This window comes from Candidatus Thermoplasmatota archaeon, assembly GCA_035540375.1.
Taxonomy (GTDB): Archaea; Thermoplasmatota; SW-10-69-26; order JACQPN01; family JAJPHT01; genus DATLGO01.
The window spans coordinates 1-17,259 of record DATLGO010000050.1 but is presented as its reverse complement, the minus strand read 5'-3'; the positions used below and the strand labels follow the sequence as shown (position 1 = coordinate 17,259).

18 protein-coding genes are annotated in these 17,259 nt (G+C 71.5%); 13 read left to right on the top strand and 5 right to left on the bottom strand.

The annotated features are described in order from the left end of the window. The first annotated feature begins 44 nt into the window (after window positions 1-44). From VM889_06035 to VM889_06005, 7 genes are all read left to right on the top strand, one after another. Window positions 45-1,544 carry a hypothetical protein gene (locus VM889_06035; protein HVL48097.1) on the top strand — a complete coding sequence of 500 codons (1,500 nt, stop codon included), beginning with the start codon at window positions 45-47 and terminating at the stop codon, window positions 1,542-1,544. Window positions 1,545-1,626: 82 nt separating this feature from the next. Continuing rightward, window positions 1,627-2,994, top strand: coding sequence for a tRNA(Ile)(2)-agmatinylcytidine synthase (locus tag VM889_06030; protein HVL48096.1), 1,368 nt, complete (start codon window positions 1,627-1,629; stop codon window positions 2,992-2,994). Continuing rightward, window positions 2,991-4,631, top strand: coding sequence for a bifunctional N(6)-L-threonylcarbamoyladenine synthase/serine/threonine protein kinase (locus VM889_06025; protein HVL48095.1), 1,641 nt, complete (start codon window positions 2,991-2,993; stop codon window positions 4,629-4,631). The genes VM889_06030 and VM889_06025 overlap by 4 nt, the downstream gene beginning before the upstream one ends. A gap of 1 nt (window position 4,632) precedes the next feature. Beyond that, window positions 4,633-5,199 (top strand): XTP/dITP diphosphatase, encoded by a 567-nt coding sequence (locus VM889_06020; GenBank protein HVL48094.1) that lies wholly within the window; start codon window positions 4,633-4,635, stop codon window positions 5,197-5,199. Window positions 5,200-5,222: 23 nt separating this feature from the next. Further along, window positions 5,223-5,864 carry a YkgJ family cysteine cluster protein gene (locus tag VM889_06015; GenBank protein ID HVL48093.1) on the top strand — a complete coding sequence of 214 codons (642 nt, stop codon included), beginning with the start codon at window positions 5,223-5,225 and terminating at the stop codon, window positions 5,862-5,864. After that, the gene (locus VM889_06010) at window positions 5,861-6,586 is read left to right on the top strand and encodes a hypothetical protein (protein ID HVL48092.1); all 726 of its coding nucleotides are present in this window, start codon (window positions 5,861-5,863) and stop codon (window positions 6,584-6,586) included. Before VM889_06015 ends, VM889_06010 begins: the two co-directional genes overlap by 4 nt. 93 nt (window positions 6,587-6,679) lie before the next feature. Continuing rightward, window positions 6,680-8,809 (top strand): ATP-dependent DNA helicase, encoded by a 2,130-nt coding sequence (locus VM889_06005; GenBank protein HVL48091.1) that lies wholly within the window; start codon window positions 6,680-6,682, stop codon window positions 8,807-8,809. On the opposite strand, the gene VM889_06000 is transcribed toward VM889_06005, so the two are convergent. Further along, entirely contained in the window at window positions 8,789-9,178 is a 390-nt protein-coding gene (locus tag VM889_06000) for a hypothetical protein (protein ID HVL48090.1), read from the bottom strand. The two genes, VM889_06005 and VM889_06000, sit on opposite strands and share 21 nt — an antisense overlap. A gap of 83 nt (window positions 9,179-9,261) precedes the next feature. Between VM889_06000 and VM889_05995 the strand changes: the two genes are divergently transcribed. After that, window positions 9,262-10,224, top strand: a complete 963-nt coding sequence (locus VM889_05995; protein ID HVL48089.1) for a DUF1614 domain-containing protein — start codon at window positions 9,262-9,264, stop codon at window positions 10,222-10,224. A gap of 3 nt (window positions 10,225-10,227) precedes the next feature. Here the strand turns inward: VM889_05995 and VM889_05990 are convergent, their stop codons facing one another. Next, the gene (locus VM889_05990) at window positions 10,228-10,641 is read right to left on the bottom strand and encodes a hypothetical protein (protein HVL48088.1); all 414 of its coding nucleotides are present in this window, start codon (window positions 10,639-10,641) and stop codon (window positions 10,228-10,230) included. Between the two features lie 92 nt (window positions 10,642-10,733). Between VM889_05990 and VM889_05985 the strand changes: the two genes are divergently transcribed. The 4 genes from VM889_05985 (at window position 10,734) to VM889_05970 (ending at window position 14,177) form a co-directional block, all read left to right on the top strand. Then, window positions 10,734-11,111, top strand: coding sequence for a thioredoxin family protein (locus tag VM889_05985; GenBank protein ID HVL48087.1), 378 nt, complete (start codon window positions 10,734-10,736; stop codon window positions 11,109-11,111). 82 nt (window positions 11,112-11,193) lie between these two features. After that, window positions 11,194-12,897: an ATP-binding protein gene (locus VM889_05980; GenBank protein HVL48086.1), complete on the top strand. Its 1,704-nt coding sequence runs from the start codon at window positions 11,194-11,196 to the stop codon at window positions 12,895-12,897. A 25-nt stretch (window positions 12,898-12,922) separates the two neighbouring features. After that, entirely contained in the window at window positions 12,923-13,303 is a 381-nt protein-coding gene (locus VM889_05975) for a (2Fe-2S) ferredoxin domain-containing protein (GenBank protein HVL48085.1), read from the top strand. Window position 13,304: 1 nt separating this feature from the next. Next, complete coding sequence (locus tag VM889_05970; protein ID HVL48084.1) at window positions 13,305-14,177, top strand: hypothetical protein; 873 nt, start codon at window positions 13,305-13,307, stop codon at window positions 14,175-14,177. On the opposite strand, the gene VM889_05965 is transcribed toward VM889_05970, so the two are convergent. From VM889_05965 to VM889_05955, 3 genes are read right to left on the bottom strand one after another with little or no spacing between them, the layout of a single operon-like run. Further along, window positions 14,178-14,900, bottom strand: a complete 723-nt coding sequence (locus VM889_05965; protein HVL48083.1) for a ubiquinone/menaquinone biosynthesis methyltransferase — start codon at window positions 14,898-14,900, stop codon at window positions 14,178-14,180. Window positions 14,901-14,922: 22 nt separating this feature from the next. Further along, on the bottom strand, window positions 14,923-15,981 hold the full coding sequence (locus VM889_05960; protein HVL48082.1) for an amidohydrolase family protein: 1,059 nt from the start codon (window positions 15,979-15,981) through the stop codon (window positions 14,923-14,925). A 9-nt stretch (window positions 15,982-15,990) separates the two neighbouring features. Next, window positions 15,991-16,158, bottom strand: a complete 168-nt coding sequence (locus tag VM889_05955) for a preprotein translocase subunit Sec61beta (GenBank protein HVL48081.1) — start codon at window positions 16,156-16,158, stop codon at window positions 15,991-15,993. 423 nt (window positions 16,159-16,581) lie between these two features. On the opposite strand from VM889_05955, the gene VM889_05950 reads away from it, so the two are divergent. Next, window positions 16,582-17,064: a hypothetical protein gene (locus tag VM889_05950; GenBank protein HVL48080.1), complete on the top strand. Its 483-nt coding sequence runs from the start codon at window positions 16,582-16,584 to the stop codon at window positions 17,062-17,064. Window positions 17,065-17,259: the final 195 nt, after the last annotated feature.

Sequence of the window (17,259 nt, the reverse complement as noted above, 5' to 3'; positions counted from 1 at the left end):
GCGGGTCGGTGATCCGCTCCATGCAGCGATCGAAGGTAACCTTGGTGGCCGTGGCCACCGTCCTCGCGGGCTTCGCCGGCTTCGTCTTCGCCGGCACGGCCCTCGGCGCCGAGTGGTTCGAATACGAAGGCCGCGCGACGGCCGGGGCCGGCTACCTCGTCCCGGTGCCCCCGGGAGCCGAAGCGCTCGAGGTCTTCCTCACGCCGACCGGCGACGCCGCGGCGGCGAGGTTCTCCGTGCTCGACCCGACCGACGCGCGCGTCGGCTATTACGAGCTCTCGAACGCCGTCTCGGCGGCGAACATCGTGGAGCCCGTCGCGGGCGCGTACATCGTCTACGTGTACGACGTGAAGGAGGGCTCGCTCTCCTTCCGCCTCCGCTCCGAGGAGGCGCCGGGCACGCTCAAGCTCCAGAAGGCCTTCGTCCACCGCCAGGACCACCGCATCGCGACCGCCGACGAGGGCGGCGCGTTCTCGAAGATCCTGACGGTGAACCTCAAGGCCCAGCCGGTCTTCATGACGATCCTCTACGAGGGCGCCGTCGAGAACCTGGTCGCCGAAGCCGTCACGGCCTCGGGTCCCGCGGTCACGATCCGCGGCGAGTCGGGCACCTCGCACGGCCCCGGCCTCGTCATGGGCGCCTCGGGCGAGCGCACCATCAACCCCGCGAACCTCGCGGCGGGCGCGGTCGACGTCACCGCGTCCGCGGATCGCTTCGACGGCATCCTCTACCTCACGACGCTCTCGGTGAAGCGCGTCGTCATCGAGCCGGTCGCGACGCCCATCGAGGTGAAGCCCGACGTCGTCGTCCTCGAAGGCGTCACGATCGCCCGCGGCACCGCGGTCGCGATCGACGTCCCCGAGGGCGTCTCGACGCTCACGCTCTCGCGCCCGCTCGAAGAAGGTCAGGGCAGCGGAAAGCACGGCCAGGCCTACCCCTGGGGACCCTCGGGTTACAAGCACCGCTTCAACGGCGCGAGCTTCGTCGTGTACGGGCCCCTCGACGAGTTCATCGCCGCGGGCGACCTCGCCGAGAAGGACGCGGTCGCCGAGATCGCGGTCGAGCGCTCGGGCGAATACGTCGTCTACGTTGCCGAGCACGCGACGGACGTCCTCGCGACGCTCGACGGCGGCGCGATGCCCATCCTCGCCTGGCGCAACCTGAGCCTCGTGGAGAGCGTCAACCGCACCGCGCGTCTGCAGTCCCCGCTCGGCGTGCACGAGAAGTACGATTTCAAGATGCCCACGCCGCCGCTCGCGATCCGCATGACGCTCACGAATCCCGGCACGACCACCGGCCTCTCGGCCCGCTTCGCGAGCGAAGCCGGTGAAGCCGCCTGGCAGGACTCGGGCTTCCAGGTCTGGGGCGAGGACGGCTACAGCCACACCCGGGTCAACCCCGAGGCCATGATCGCCGGCGCCTGGACGCTCACGATCGACGGCCTCGTCGCGCTCGGGGAGGTCTCGATCCACTCCCTGACGTACGACCGCGCGATCCTCGAGGAAGTCGCCGACGACGTCGACGACGCCGGCCACGAGCACTGAGCGATCGCCAGGGCCCGGCGCGCCGCCGGGCCCGACCCCTTTTCTCCTCTCCTTTATCGTCCATCCCGGCCCTCGTCGCCGCGTGCCCTTCCACCTCGCGTTCGACGACACCGACGCGCGCGACGGGATGTGCAGCACGTTCCTCGTGAACCGCGTCCTCGAAGCCTTCCCCGAATGCGATCCCGTCGGCCTTCCGCGCCTCGTGCGCCTGAACCCGAACGTTCCGTGGAAGACGCGCGGCAACGCCGCGCTCGCGCTCGCACTCGGCCGCGGCGCGGGCGACCCGATCGCGGTCGCGGCCTCGCTTCCCGCCGGCAGGCGACATGCCTACGCGCGCGCCGCCCCCGACGACCCCGTGGATCCCGACGAGGCGTTCGAGCGGCTCGGCGCGGTCCTCGCCGAATGGGCCCGGACCGACGCCGAGGGCACGGAGCCGGGCTGGGTCGTCTCGCGCGCGCGGCCGCCGCGCGCGTTCTACGAGCGCGCCGTCACGGACATCGTGCCGCTCGGCGACGCGCGCGCGGCGCTCGAAGCCGCCGGGGCCCGGTACTCGGGACTCAAGGGAGGACGCGGACTCATCGGCGCCGCGGCGGCCCTTGCCTGGACGCCGCTCGACCGCACCTTCGAGGCCATCGCGTACCGCGCGAAGCCGCGCTGGGGATCGCCCCGCGACGTGTCGGAGGCCTCCGTCGCCGCGATCGGACGCGCCTTCCCGAGCACGTTCGATTCCTACGACGACGTGAACGACGAGGTGGTGTGCGTGCCCTCGTCGCCGTGTCCCGTCCTCGCGGGCTTGAGGGGCGACGATCCCGACGCGCTCCCCCGCGCGCTCGCGACGCTCGTGGGCGAATCTTTCGCCGAGTGGACGCTCTTCGAGACCAACCAGGCGACCGACGAGCACCTCGTCGACCTCCGACCGTCCGAAGCCCGCGCGCTCGCGAGCGCGCGGATGCCGGGACGAGTCCTCGGCGAGCCGTGGCGCGCCGGCGGCCACGCCTTTGTGGCCTTCGGCGACGAGGGGGCCCGGGTCACGCTCGCCGCCTACGCGCCGACGCGCGCGCTCCGCGACATCGTCATGGCGCTCCGGCCGGGGGACGCGCTTATCGCCTGCGGAGGACTCCATGCGGCGCCCGACAACGGGCTCACGCTCGGCCTCGAGAAGCTGCGCATCGACGCGCTCGCCCCGCGGCGCGTCAAGGTCGCGAACCCGCGGTGCAGCGCCTGCGACCGCAGCATGCACAGCGCCGGGCGCGGGGCGGGCCACCGGTGCAAGGGATGCGGGGCCAAGGCGGGCGAGGAGGCGGCGACGTGGTCGGACGAGCCCCGCCGGGTCCCGCTCGGGTGGCACGAGGCGCCCGCCAGGGCGCGACGCCACCTCGCGATGCCGCTCAGGCGCCTGGGGAGGTCGCCGCAACCCCTTTCAGCAGAACCCGCCATGCAGGCCCGATGAAGGTCCTCGGGATCGAAGGAACCGCCCACACGTTCGGCGTGGGCATCGTCGAGGAGACGCGGGAGGACGGCCGGGATCCGAAGATCCTCGCCTCCGCGCTCGACATGTTCCGCCCCGAGTCGGGGGGCATCCACCCACGCGAGGCGGCAAACCACCACGCGGACGTCGCGGGCGCCATCCTCGAGAAGGCCCTTGCGACCGCGGGGCTTGCGGCGCGCGACATCGACCTTGTCGCCTTCAGCCAGGGCCCGGGCCTCGGCCCGTGCCTGCGGACGGCCGCGACCGCCGCGCGCGCGTTCGCGATCGCCGCCGGGAAACCGCTCGTCGGCGTGAACCACTGCGTCGCGCACCTCGAGATCGGCCGCGCGGTCACGCCCGCCGACGACCCCGTGCTGCTCTACGCCTCGGGCGGCAACACGCAGATCATCGCCTACACCGAGGGTCGCTACCGCGTCTTCGGCGAGACGCTCGACGTCGGCGTCGGCAACATGCTCGACAAGTTCGCGCGCGAGGAGGGCATTCCCTTTCCGGGCGGGCCGGAGATCGAGAAGATCGCGAAGGGCGGCTCGAAGCTTCTCGAGCTCCCCTACAGCATCCGCGGAATGGACATGGCCTTCAGCGGCATCCTCACCGCCGCGCGCGCCCACCTCGCGAAGGGCGAATCGATGGCGGACGTATGCTTCTCCATCCAGGAGACGACCTTCGCGATGCTCACCGAGGTCACGGAGCGCGCCCTCGCCCACACCGAGAAGCACGAGGTGGTGCTCGGCGGCGGCGTCGCGTGCAACGAGCGCCTCTTCCAGATGACGCGCGAGATGGCCGAGGCGCGCGGAGCCAAGGCGTACCGACCCGCGAAGGGTCTCCTCATCGACAACGGCGCGATGATCGCGCATCAGGGATACATGCAGCGCGCGCACGCCGCGAAGGATCTCAGCGAGACGATCGTGGACCAGCGCCAGCGGACCGACGACATCGCCGTGAGCTGGCGCGGCCCCGAGCGGAGGGTCTTCCTCGGCGCGGTGGACGGGGCCTACCACGGCGCCGAAGCCGTCGTCGCCGCGACGCGCCTCATCGAGCGCGCGGCGATCACGAAGCGCCGATCGCCGAAGCCATACCGACACGCGCTCCTGGACCGCAGCCTGCGCGCGGCCCGGACCCGCGCGGAGGCGCGCGCGCTCGTGGGCGCGCGTCGCGCGGGCGTGCGCACGCCGCTCGTGTACGACCTGCACGAGGCCGAATCGCTCCTCGTGCTGGAGCGCCTGGAAGGCGAGCAGCTCAAGGAGACGCTCCACCGCGAGCCCGCGCGCGCCGAGGGGCTCCTGCGCGCGCTCGGCGAGGCGTGCGCGAGGCTCCACGCCTCGCATCTCGTCCACGGCGACCTCACGACCTCGAACGTGCTCGTCCAGCCCGACGGCGCGCTCGCGCTCATCGACTTCGGCCTCGCGTCCCCCACGGACGAGGACGAGGCGAAGGGCGTGGACCTCCACGTCCTCATGGAGGGACTCACGGCGACCCACGCCGACATCCCCGACGCCTTCGCCCGGGTCCTCGACGGCTACCGCGCGGGGGGCGGCACGAGGGCGGTCGAGGAGAAGGTGGAGGAGATCGCGCGCAGGGGACGCTACCGGGGGACGTGAGGTGCGGATCCACTTCGTCACCGGGAACGCGGGCAAGCACCGCGAAGCCTCGGCCCTGCTTGCGCGCCTTGGCCACGCGTGCGTGATGCGGACCCTCGACCTCCCGGAACTCCAGGCCGATACGCTCGAGGAGGTCGCGCGCGGCAAAGTGGCCGCGGCCCGGAAGATCGTGGACGAGCCGTTCTTCGTCGACGACGCGGGGCTTTTCGTCGACGCGCTCAAGGGATTCCCGGGCGTCTACAGCGCGCACGCGCTCAAGACCATCGGCGTCCCGGGCATCCTGAAGCTCCTCGAAGGCGCGCCGGACCGCACCGCGCGATTCGAGGCCGTGATCGGATATTGGTCGCCTGAAGCGGGCGAGCGCTATTTCACGGGCATCTCGAAGGGCGTGATCGCGGAGACGGCCCGCGACGGAGGCCTCGGATTCGGTTTCGACCCGGTCTTCGTGCCCCAGGGCCAGTCGCTCACGTTCGCGGAGCTTCCCACCGAAACGAAGAACCGGCTGAGCCACCGCGGCCGCGCGCTCGACGCTTTCGCGGGATTCCTCGCGGGCTCGAAACCTACTTGAGCGCGACCGCCCGATGAGCGGACGTGATCCCCGTCGGGACGGCCGGAGCGCGCTTCGCGTGCAACGGATGCGGCCATTGCTGCCGTCACCTCGTCGACCTCCCCGACCCCCGTTGGCCGGCGGCCTTCGACGACCTCGCCCCCTTCGGGCTCTACCTCCTGCCGTCGCGCGGAGGCCTCGCCGTGTGGAGCGAGGAACGGCGCGTCATGCTCGCGGAGGCGAAGCGCCGGGGGTTCGGGCTCGCCTTCCGCCCCTCGCTCGCGGCCCTCGACGAGCGTCTGGGCCTCGTGGCCTTCGCGTGGGAGGCGGAGCACGACGTCTGCCCCTTCGTCGGCGAGGACAATCGCTGCGGCATCTACGACCGCAGGCCCACCGCGTGCCGCGCGTATCCGCTCCGGCACAGCAGGGGCGGCTGGACCGCGAGCGCCTCGTGCGACGCGGCCTTCGAGCCGGGAAACGGCGACTGGCCGAAGGCGTACGCCGCGTGCATGCCCGCGGCCATCGCCGCGAGGCGCGCGCCCGCCGAGGCCGTCGAGCGCCTCCAGCGCCTCGAGGCGCGCGGCCTCGTCGCGCCGCGCCATGCGCTCCCGCGCGAAGCGCTCGCGCGCGCGCTCGCCTCGGGCCGCCTCGTGGACGCGGCCGACCTCGAGGAGGCTCGCGCGTGACGGCGTTCGCGTGCACGCTTTGCGGCAAGTGCTGCCTCAACCTGGAGGAGCGCGACGCGCCTGCGTGGCCCGATTCCTTCGACACGCTCGCGCCTTTCGGCCTCTACGGTCTCCCCACGAGGGCGGGGCTCCCGGTCTGGAGCTGGGAGCGGGGACGCATGATGGACGCCGCCGAACGTCGCGGCGTCCCGATTGCCTTCGTCCCTTCGCTCGTCGCGATCGATCGCGAGCAGGTGATCGTCCTCGTCTGGGAGCTCGCGACGCGCGCGTGCCCGCTCCACGTCTCGCGCATTGCCTCCGAGTTCCCGCCGCCCGTGCGTCCGCGCGAGGACGGCACCGTCGTGCTCTGCGGCGCCTACGAGGAACGGCCCGCCGTCTGTCGGGCGTATCCCGTGCTCATTCGAGGCACCGCGGCCGCCTGGTCCGCGAAGTGCCCGGACGCGTTCGCGCCCGACGCCGCGGACCGGGCGGGATTCGCCGCGACCTACACGGATTCCTTCGCTGCGGCCGAGGTCGCGGCCCGCATCCCGGCGGTCGTGCGGGACGTGCTCAGGTTCCTCGAAACGACGCGCGATCTCGCGCTCGTGCGCGGCCTCGACCGCGACGCCGCGCTCGACCGCGTCCGGAAGGGCCCGGTCGTGGACCTCGTCGACCGGCTTTCGCGCGGCGGCCCGTTCTCGCCCGCGGACCTCGCGGCGCGCGTGGCCGCCGTCGGCGGGTGACCTCGGGAGACGCCTGAAGGCGCCGCGCCACGTTCGGCGCGCGTGCCCACTCCCCCCGCGTCCTTTATGCCGGATCCCCCGGTTGGGGGCAGCGTGTTCTGCCCGACGTGCAAGGGGCTCCTCAAACGTCGGGCCGGGAGCGACCACGCGGTGTGTCCCCGCTGCGAGGGCGCGATGCCCGTCGCGCGGCCCGCGCGGGCCCGGCAGGCCGCGCTTCCGCGCGCGGCGGCGCCGGCGCGTCGCGAACCGCAGCCGAGGGAGCCGATGGCGCCCGCGACCCTCGAGGTCCCCGCAGGCCTCGACCTCTTTCCCTACGCGAGCGTCCGAGAAGGGCAGCGCGCGCTCATCGCCGACGTGAAGGAGACGGCCGAGCGCGGCGGGCATCTCGTCGCGATGGCGCCGACGGGCCTCGGGAAGACCGTCTCCACGCTCGCGCCGCTCGTCGCGTACGCGTTGAAGCACCGCAAGCGCGTGTTCTTCCTCACCTCCAAGCAGTCCCAGCATCGCCTCGCGGTCGACACGCTGAAGGACATGCGCCGCAAGTCCGGCGTCCCCTTCGTCGTGAGCGACGTCATCGGCAAGCAGGACATGTGCCCCCGCCGCGAGGCCCGCGAGATGTTCTCGCGCCGGTTCTCGGAATTCTGCCATCGCCAGCAGGTGAGCGGCGAGTGCCGCTACTGGGAGAATCCCAACGGCGCGGCCGTGAAGCTTCTCAAGAAGGACATCCACCACGTCGAGCACGCGGTGATCGTCGCGACGGACATGGAGGTATGTCCCCACCAGGCCGCCCTCGACGTCGCCGCGCAGGCGCACGTCGTCGTGTGCGACTACAACTACTTCTTCAGCGACCTGAGATCGGGCATCGCGGAGCGCCTCAAGATCGATCTCTCGGACGTGATCCTCGTCGTCGACGAGGCGCACAACCTGCCCGATCGCATCCGCGACCATCTCACGCTCGAGCTGAACGAGCACGCGATCGCGAACGCGATCGACGAGCTCATGGACATCGACGCCTCGCGCGTCGCGCGCCTCGTCGAATCGCTCAAGGACCTGCTGCCGGACCTCGCGGAGGCGCCGAAGAAGGTCGGGAACGACGTCCTCATGGCCTTCGCGGACGAGAAGCGGGGATTCGCCGGCGCCGAGCGGCTCGTTCCGCGCGACGAGTTCATGGAACGCGTCTCCAAGCACCTCGGGCGCGTGCGGGGCCTCTCGCTCGCGGGCGTCGACTACGACGGGCTCGTCGACGAGCTCGAGGCCGCCGGCGCCGCGTACGAGAAGGAGAAGAAGGAAGGGCCGCGGGGCATCGACACCCTGCGCGAGTTCCTCGCGAACTGGCGCATCGAGCGCCGCGGCCTCGCGCGCGTGTGGAAACGCGACCCCGCTCCGACGCTGCAGTATCTCGTGCTCGATCCGTCGGTGCTGGCGCGTCCCGTGTTCGAGGGCGTCCACGCCTCCGTGATCATGAGCGGAACGCTCCATCCCATGGAGATGACGCGCGACGTTCTCGGGCTCGGGGACGCGCGCGCGGTCCTCAAGGCGTACCGCTCGCCGTTTCCCCGCGAGAACCGCCTCGTCCTCGTGGACGGCGACGTGACGACGTCCTACCAGGAGCGCTCGCCCGAGATGTACGACCGCATCGCCACGCGCCTCGCGGGCGTCGCGGACGCGATCCCGGGCAACGTCGCCGCGTTCTTCCCGAGCTACGGCATCCTCGAAGAGGTCCGCCTTCGCATCGGCGACAAGCTCGCGAAGCCCCTCGTCGTCGAGGCGCGGGAGCTCGGGAAGAGCGAGAAGCAGGCGCTCGTCGCGCGCCTGCGCGACGATCCCGCGGACGCGCTTCTCATGGGCGTCCAAGGAGGGAGCCTCAGCGAGGGCTACGATTACGAGAACAACCTCCTCAAAGGCGTCGTCGTGGTGGGTCTGCCGTTCGCGGCGCCCACGCTCGAGGTGCAGAGCCTCATCGCGTACTACGAGCAGAAGTTCGGGAAGGCCAACGGCCGCAATTACGCCTACGTCTATCCCACGATGTCCCGCGTTCTCCAGGCCGCGGGTCGTCTCATCCGTGGCCCCGGGGACCGGGGCGTCGTCGTGCTCATGGACAAGCGGTTCGCGTGGGGCTCATACCGGGACGCGTATCCCGACGGGTTCGAGCCGCGGGTCGCCCGCGATCTCCTGGCCGAGGTGCGAGGCTTCTGGCGCCCCTCAGCGGGCCTTCCGCGATAGGCCGAGCGCGAGGAGGGCGGGCGCCCAGAAGCTCGCGACGAGGATCTTGAGCGTGACGTCGCTCGGCGTTCCGCTCCCGAGAACGGAGACGACGACGATGAGCATCGCGAGCGATCCGAGGATGCCGGCCGCCCGGAAATAGGACCCGCCGCGGCCTCCGCGAAGCGTCACGACGCCGCCGACGAGACCCGCAAGCGGCGCGACGAGGAACAGGACGAGCGTCACGTTCGCAAGCGTGTTCGACCCGAGGCGGCCGACGAGCAGCGTGTAGACGCCTCCCGAGAGGATGAGGGCGTTGACGGCCGGGAAGGCGAGGAGGCCGATGATGCCGAGGGCGATGCCGATGCGGGCGCGGCGACGGGGGTCCACGCTTCGGTTATGGGCGAAGGGGAACAGGTACTCTTCGGGAGGCCCACGCAGCTTATCCCGCCCCGGGGAGAGAACGGGGGGCCATGCGCGCCGGCGCACGGCTGCTCCTCGCCCTCCTCCTCGCGACGCTCGTCGCCGGCCCCGCGGTCGCGCAGGCCGCGCCGGTCCGGGTGCTCGAACCCGGCCATTTCCTCTACTTCACCGTGCGGGCGGACGCCCCCGGGGAGAACTTCGCCGCGACCGGTCGCGTCCAGGCGGGCCCCGAGGTGCGTCTCCTCGTCCTCGATGCCGAGGGATTCCAGAGGTTTCGCGAGGGCAAGGTTTTCAAACCGCACCTCGAGCGGGCCGACGTGCGGTCGTTCGACGTGCGCTTCTCCGTCCCGCGCGCGGGAGAATGGTATGCCGTGGTGGACCACGCCGAGCGCCGAGCGGGCCTCCCGGCGGAATTCGCCTCCCTCGCGGTGTACCGCGTGGCGGCCGACGGCGCTCGCGTTCCCCTGGGCGCGGGGCCCACGGATCCCTTCAACGCGCATTTCCCGCTCGCGACGGGCGTCGAGATGACCTGGCTTTCGCTTGTCTTCCTCGGCGCGTCGCTCATTTTCCTCCCCCGGAAGGGCGTCGCGTTCCTCTCGGCGGGCGCGCTCGTCGTCGTCGCCTACTTCGCGAGCACGCTCGTCCCGGGCCGGGGCGTCGTCGTGCACCTGGGATTCGTCGTCGCGGCCGCCCTCCTCGCGGCCCGTCACGTCCGCGTCCGCACGAACCGCGCCGCGGACGGCTTCCGGACGGCCTTCGCGGGAAGCTTCCTGGGGCTCCTCGTGGGCGGCGACGCGCTCCACATCCTGTTCGCGCCCGACGTCGTCGCGGCGACCGCGGCCGTCGGCGGCTACCTCGTGATCGGAGGCGACGGCCTCGCGGACGGCATCATCGCGGGCCCCGTCATGGCCCTCGCGCTGCACGCCGCCGACTGGGCCCTCGCGACGACGCTCGCCGGGGGCTTCAGGCGATCCCGCGGGCCGACCGCCCCCGAGACGCCCGTTCCCGAGTAGGTCTCACGGCGAATGCCAGTGGAGCGGCTTCTCGCGGGCCTCGAGCCTGAGGCCCCGGGCCGCGGACACCCCGACGTAGAGGAGGCCGAAGGCCCAGAAGTGGACGGCGACGAAGGCGAGACTCTCCCAGGAACCGAGCGACGCGAAGGAGGACGCGACGAGGGGCGCGAGGAAGAGGATCGGGATCACGCCCCCGGCGGCAACGAGGATGGCGCCGCGCGCCGTGCGCGGAAGCGTCGCTCCCCCGAGGATCCCCAGGACGGCGCCGAGCGCGCTTGCGACGACCTGCCACGTGGCAAGACGGCCCGCTCCCGCAAGGGAGGACTGGATCGCGTGGACCACGAGGGGCGCAAGCAGCGCGAGGCCGATGACGCCGAGCGCGATCGCGGCCCGGCCCGAGCGGCGACGGGACAGCATGACGCGCCGAACGCCCGAGGTGGTCATGAAAGGGACGGATCACGATCGGTTGCGGCAAGGCTATATGTCGGAGGACGGGCACACGGGGACCCGTGGCGACGGTGGTCGAGAATCCGACCGAGACCGACTTCGACGCCCTTCTCCGGGAGCACGACGTCGTGGTCATCGACTTCAGCGCCACCTGGTGCGCCCCCTGCCGCTCGTACACGCCAAAGTTCCTGAGGGCCGCCCGCGAGATGCGCCGCAGCTTCCCCGATCTCCGGTTCACGTTTGTGACCGTCGACGTGGACACGGTCCCGGAGGTGGCGCGCCGCTACGGCGTCAAGAGCGTTCCCACCACCGTCGTGGTGCGCGAACGGCGAGCGCTGTTCGCCCGCCGAAAAGGGGAGGCCGAACGATGGTCGGGCGACCGCAGCTGGCCCGAGCTCGTCCGCGTTCTCACCCAGGTGTTCGAAGCCGCCTCCGCCTGAAGCCCGTCCAGAATACTAAAGCACGAGCCGCATGAAACATGGCCCGATCGCGGCCCCACGGGTCCGCGAGGAGGAACACGAGGTGCATTCCAAGCGGCCCCTCGAGGAGCCCCCGACCGTCCGGCCGACGTCAGGCGATGTCGAAATGATCGACCGCGCCCGGACCGCGCTCACCGATGGCGACCCGGATCGCGCCCTCACCCTCATCGACGACCTGACACGCCGATATCGCCTGAAGGAGGCCCTGTTCGCGTCGTTGCCTTTCGCGGTCGTCGTCACGGACGCCGCGGGTTTCGTCGAGCAGATGAACGACGCCGCGGTGAAACTCCTCCCCGCCAGCGAGAACGAGAAGGGTCGATCGCTTCTCGCGCTCCTCCACCGTCCCAGGGCAACGGCGGAGGACCATCCGCGCGACCAATGCGCCGCGGCGCGCATCCTCGAAGGCGAGAAATTCGCGCGCTCGTTCGGCGACGTCGTCCGACGCCCGGGAGGGAAAACGGCCACGGTCACCGTCACGGGCGTCTCGGTCGAGCGCGACGGAGACCGCGCGGCGGTCTTCGTGCTCCAGGACGAGGAGAACAAGACGGATCTAGCCGTCGCCGATCGCCTGCTCCAGGCATCCCTGGACGCGGTCCCGCTCAACATCGCCGTTCTCGACGGTCACGGGAGGATTGCCGCGGTGAACGTCGCGTGGCGGCGGTTCGGCGACGAGAACGGACTTGCGCTTCCGAACTACGGGATCGGCGTGGATTATGTCGCGCTTTGCGAGGAGGCCACCGGCGATGGAAGCGAGGACGCGCGGGTCGTCGCCCAGGGAATCCGCGAGATCCTCGACGGGAGGCGAGAGCGATGGACCTACGAGTACCCATGCCACAGCCCCGACGCGGAGCGCTGGTTCGTCCTCCACGCGCAGGGCGTCCGGGACACCTCGGGACAGCGAACGATTGTCGCATCCCACGAGGACGTGACGACGAGCCACCTTGCCGAGGCAAGGCTTCGGCGGCTCAACGAAGCGCTCGAGGAGCACGTGCGGCAGCGCACGCGCGCGCTTGCGGCCGCGAACCGGGATCTCAAAGCGGCCCTCGAGGAGCTCGACACCTTCTCCTATTCGGTGAGCCACGACCTGCGCGCGCCCTTGCGCGGCATCGAATACATGGCGCGCATCCTCCGCGAGGAGCACACGGAGTCGCTCGACGACGAAGCGCTCGAGCTCGTCGACCGGATCCTTGCCGAAGAGTCGCGGATGAGCCTGCTCGTCGATGATCTCCTCGAGCTTTCCCGCGTCACGCGGACCGAGCTCCATCGCAAGGACATCGACCTCGCCGACATCGCGCGGGACGTGGTCGCGGATCTGCGCGCGCGAGAGCCCGGGCGTGTCGTGGAAGTCGCGATACCGCGGCGGTTGCCGGCCAGAGGAGACCCCGTCCTCCTTCGCGCGGTCATGGAGAACCTCATCGAAAACGCGTGGAAGTACACGGGCCGGGTATCCTCGGCGCGCATCGCCGTGGGCGCGACGGAGACCGGCGGCGAGCGCGTCTACCACGTGATGGACAACGGCGTCGGATTCGAGGCCTCGCAGGCGCCGCTCCTCTTCAAGGCCTTCTCGCGGCTCCATCCCGCAAGCGAGTTCCCCGGGACGGGCGTGGGTCTCGCGACGGTCGAACGCATCATCCGCCGCCACGGCGGGCGCGTCTGGGCGGAAGGTCGGCCGGGCGGGGGCGCGACGTTCCGGTTCACGCTTCCCGCGGGGAACGGAGAAGCCGACGGAAAGGAGCCGAAAAGCTAAGCCACCGACCGACGTCCCGCGAACGATGGGTGACGAGGGGCTCGAACGACCCTACGAACGCCACGTCTTCGTGTGCACGGCAGGCCCATGGTGCCGCAAGGACGGACCCGTGGACGCGATTCGGGCGATCCTCAAGGACGGGGTGAAGGAAGCCGGGCTCCGTGACGAGGTCCGCGTGAACGCGGCCGGATGCCTGAACCAGTGCGGCCACGGGCCCAACCTCGTCGTCTACCCCGAAGGCGTCTGGTACGCCGGGGTGGACGAGGAGGGCGCGAGGCGCATCCTCGAGGAGCACGTGAAGGCTGGTCGCGCCGTCGAGCCGTACCGGTTCCGGCCCGCGCGCAAGGGCAACAACAAGCTCCCTTGGATCGTCGAGGAAGATCGCAAGAAGAAGAGCAAGGAATAGCATGGAACGCGCGCTCGGCGTCGGCGAGATGCTCGGGTCGAGCCTCGATGCCGTGCTTCGACGTCCGTTCCCCGCCGTCGCCGTCGCGCTCTTCGACCTCGTGGGCCTCGTCGTCGCCCTCCTCGTGTTCGGCGCCTTCGGGGACGCCGCGATGCTTCCCGGCGGCTATCGCCTCACCACGTTTCCCTACGCCATCCCGGAGGCGATGCCTTCCGTCGCGGACGTCCACAATGCGGCGACGCTCGCCTTCCTCCGCGACGCAGGGATCGCCCCTGCGCTCGCCTTCCTTGCGCTCATGGTGATCGTGACCGCCTACGCCGAGGGCGGTTTCATCGCCCTCCTCATGCGCGTCTACGAAGACCGCGCCGACGCGCCGGTCGCCTCGTTCGTCGACGTTTTCGCGGAAGGGGCGCGTCGGCATTTCCGCGCGTTCCTCGTGTACCGCCTCCTCCTCGCGGGCCTCGCCATCTTCGTCCTGTTCGCGGCGCCCCGGACGCCTTACTTCACGAACTACGCGCTCGGCGCCTTCCTCGTCGAGTTCCTCGTCATCTTCGCGCCGTGCATCATCGTGAAGGAAGGATCGGGCCCCGTCGCGGCGATCCGCGGGAGCGTGCGCCTCGTCGCCGACCATCTCGGCACCTCGCTCGTCATGCTCCTTTTCCTCCTTCTTGCGACCGGCGGAGCGAGCGTCCTCCTCGGCCCGCTTCAGCGGGCCGTCGGCGAGGGTCCAGGCCTTCTCGCGGCGACGTTCCTCTACGCGCCCATCGGTACCGCGCTCGCGCTCTTCGTCCTGCGGGTCTACTTGTCGTTCAAGCCCGACGAGCCCCTCGCCGAACCCGCGCCCGCGCCGTCCGCGGGCGCCGCGCCCGCGTGATCACGCCCGGCCGTGGATGGCCGCGACGGCGCCGCGCATGAAGCTCCTCACGCGCACGTCCGCGAAGCCCGCGCGGCGCATGCGCTCCGCGATGGCCTCCGGCGTCTCCACCACCTTGACCGAGTCCGCGAGATACTGGTACGCGGTCGAGTTCCCCGAAAGCGCGCGACCGAAACGCGGCATCACGCGGTAGAAGTAGAATCGGTAGAGGGGGCCGAAGACGCGCCCGCGAGGACGACCGATCTCCAGGTTGACCAGACGCGCGCCTGGCTTCAGGACGCGACGGGCCTCTTGGAAGAAGGCGTCGAGATCCGCGAGGTTCCGGAGGACGAACGCATCGAGCGCCCCGTCCATCGATCGGTCCGGGAACGGAAGCGCGAGGGCGGAGGCGTGCGCCGTCTCGAGCGCGGGCGCCTTGCGGCGAGCCTCGACGAGCATCGCGCGCGCGAGGTCCACGCCCACGACGCGGGCGCCGGGGGCTCGGCGGAGCACGGCGAGGGCGAGGTCCCCGGTGCCACAGCCCACGTCGAGATACGTTCCATCCGCCCGAGGCTCGACGAGCGCGGCGGCCGCGCGTCTCCACGAGCGGTCGAGGCTCATGGACATCACGCGGTTCAAGAGGTCGTAGCGCGGCGCGATCGCGTCGAACGTTCCGCGGACGAACGTCTCCTTCTGCGTCTTGTCCTCGAAGGTCGCGAGAGACGCGTCGTCCGGGCGGCTCACGCGGCGGAAGCGCCGACCTCCCTCATGGATGTTCGCCGACGACGCCAAGGAGCACGGGCGGGGATGGTCCGAGCATGGCCGCGCGTGGATCGGTCCCCTGCGGGGCGAGAACCGCGAGGTGGGCGGGCGCGTCCTCCTCGACCGGCGTCACATCGATGCCCGCAAGGACGAATCCCGTCGCGGGACCGAGAAGCGCCTCGAGCGCGAGATCGACCGCGACGCCGGCGTCGCGGAGCGTCCGGGCTTCCTCCCAAGGTGAAAGCGTCTGCAGCATCGCGTTGTCGGTGCCGAGATGGATCCTGACGCCGGCCCCGCGCGCGGTCGCGAGGTCGACGAGCTTCGCGAGGCGCAGATTGGAGCGAGGGCAGACGACGAGCGGCACGCCGTCGTCCGCGAGACGCGCGAGATCGTCCCGGGTCATGTGCGAGCCGTGGACGACGAAGGCGGGACGGAGGTCGAGCGCCGCTTCGACGCTTTCCCGCTCGGCTTCGCTGAAATGGAGCGCCACGGGCTGGCGCGCCGCGCGCGCCTCCTCGGCCATCGCGCGCGCCGCCTCGATCCCCACGTCGCGCAGCGCGGAGAGGCCGAGCCCGTCGGATTCGGCGAGGGCTTCGCGGATCGCGCGGCGATCGCCCGGGGCCGATCCAGGCGGCGGGCGCGCGAACGCGAGGACGCGCGGCGCGTCCGGTGCGCGGGCCTTCGCGAGGAGGGCGACGCCGTCCGCGCCGCCCTCGCGGAAGTCGAGCGCGGCGCGCGCGCCGCTTGCGGCGAGCTCCGAGATGGCGCGGCGCATCCCCTCGACCAGGGCCTCGGGCGGCGTCGAGGCGAGGACGCGGTGCTTGAGGCCGTGCGGAGGCTCGAAAAGGTCGGCGAGCGTCGCGCCCGCGGGGGCGAGCCCGCGCGCGACGTGGTCCCCGACGTGGGTGTGGGCGTTGAGCGGCCGCGGCACGACGACGCCCCGGAGGTCGGGGGTCGAGGGCGGCGGGCCGCGGCCCACCCGCGCGATGCGGCCGTCGTCGACGCGGAGCCAACCCTCGAAGAATCCGTCAGGACCCCGGATCGAGCCGGCAAGAAGCGTCAATACGCCTCCTCAGACCGGCGCGTACCAGTGGAGGAAGAGGACGAGGAAGGCCGTGCCGAGGGCGAGCCCGAGGACGATGCGCGGGTCGATGTGGATGGCCGTCTCCTCTTCCGCATCGAAATAGCGGATGAGACCGGCCGCCTGCTGGAATCCAGCGCCCTTCTGTTCCTTCGCCATAGGCCCTCGGGCCCCGTTAGGGTCCGTTGCCCTTTTTAAGCTTTCCCAGCCCGCCCCGAGCCCGGAGCGTCGCGGGAATCGATCGCGGATGACCCGCGGCAGCGCCCTCCGCCCGGCCCCCGGTCCGGGCTCGCAGGGGTTTTCCCGGGACTTCCGGATCGCCCGTTCTCTCCCCCTTTTCCAGGGGAAAACCACACGTCCGGGCCCCCTGGCTCAACGCTTATGACCCCTCCGCAGGATGGGTGCCGTGCCCGTGCCGCCGGGAGCGGCGCGCGACCCGATGGGCGCGTCCGTCACACGCGCCCGAGCCGACCTCATGCTCCCCATGCTCCGGGGAAGGCTCGCCGACCGTGCCAAGGTCCGGGCCGCCCCCTCCCGCGCGGACAGGCCTATGCTTATAGGGCGTGAAGCCCACGCGGACGCGTGCACGCGCGCCCGCTCGCCGTCATCCTTGCGATCGCGGCGGCGCTCGTCGCCCCCGCGCACGCGGCGGGCGGACCGCACGACCTCGTCGTGACCGCCCTCTCGGTCGGTCCCGCGGGCTTCGCGAGCCCCTATCTGCGCGTGACGGTGGAGGCCGTCAACACGGGCGGAGGGTCGGTGGACGCGCAGCTCCACGCCTGCGTGCGCGCGACGACCCCGGTGGGCGCGGCCCTCGGACGCGAGGTGTGCTCCTGGGGCAACCCCCATCGCCTCGCCCCCGGCGCGCGCGCGACGTTCACGCGCGACTTCTCGGGCTTCTGCGGACAGGCCGACCTCGCTCCGTTCTGCGCGGGCCTCACGCCGATGCCCGCCGACCAGTATCGCGTGACGGTCACGATGGAGCCGCGCGCGGGCGACGCGCGGCCGGAAGACAACCGGGCCGCCGCCACCTTCTCCTACGCGCCGTTCGTCGCGCTGCCGTAGGCGTTTCACACCCGCATCCAGGTTGCTTATCACCCCCCGAGGCGAGGTTAGCCTGGTGACGCACATGGTTGCGAACAACACGATCCACGGCCTGAAGTCGAACGCCCGCCGGTTCCTCCGGCCTTTCACCGCGCTCGCGGTGCTGCTCGTCGGCATGCTCGCCCTCGCGGGCGCCGCGAGCGCCCAGTCCAGCAT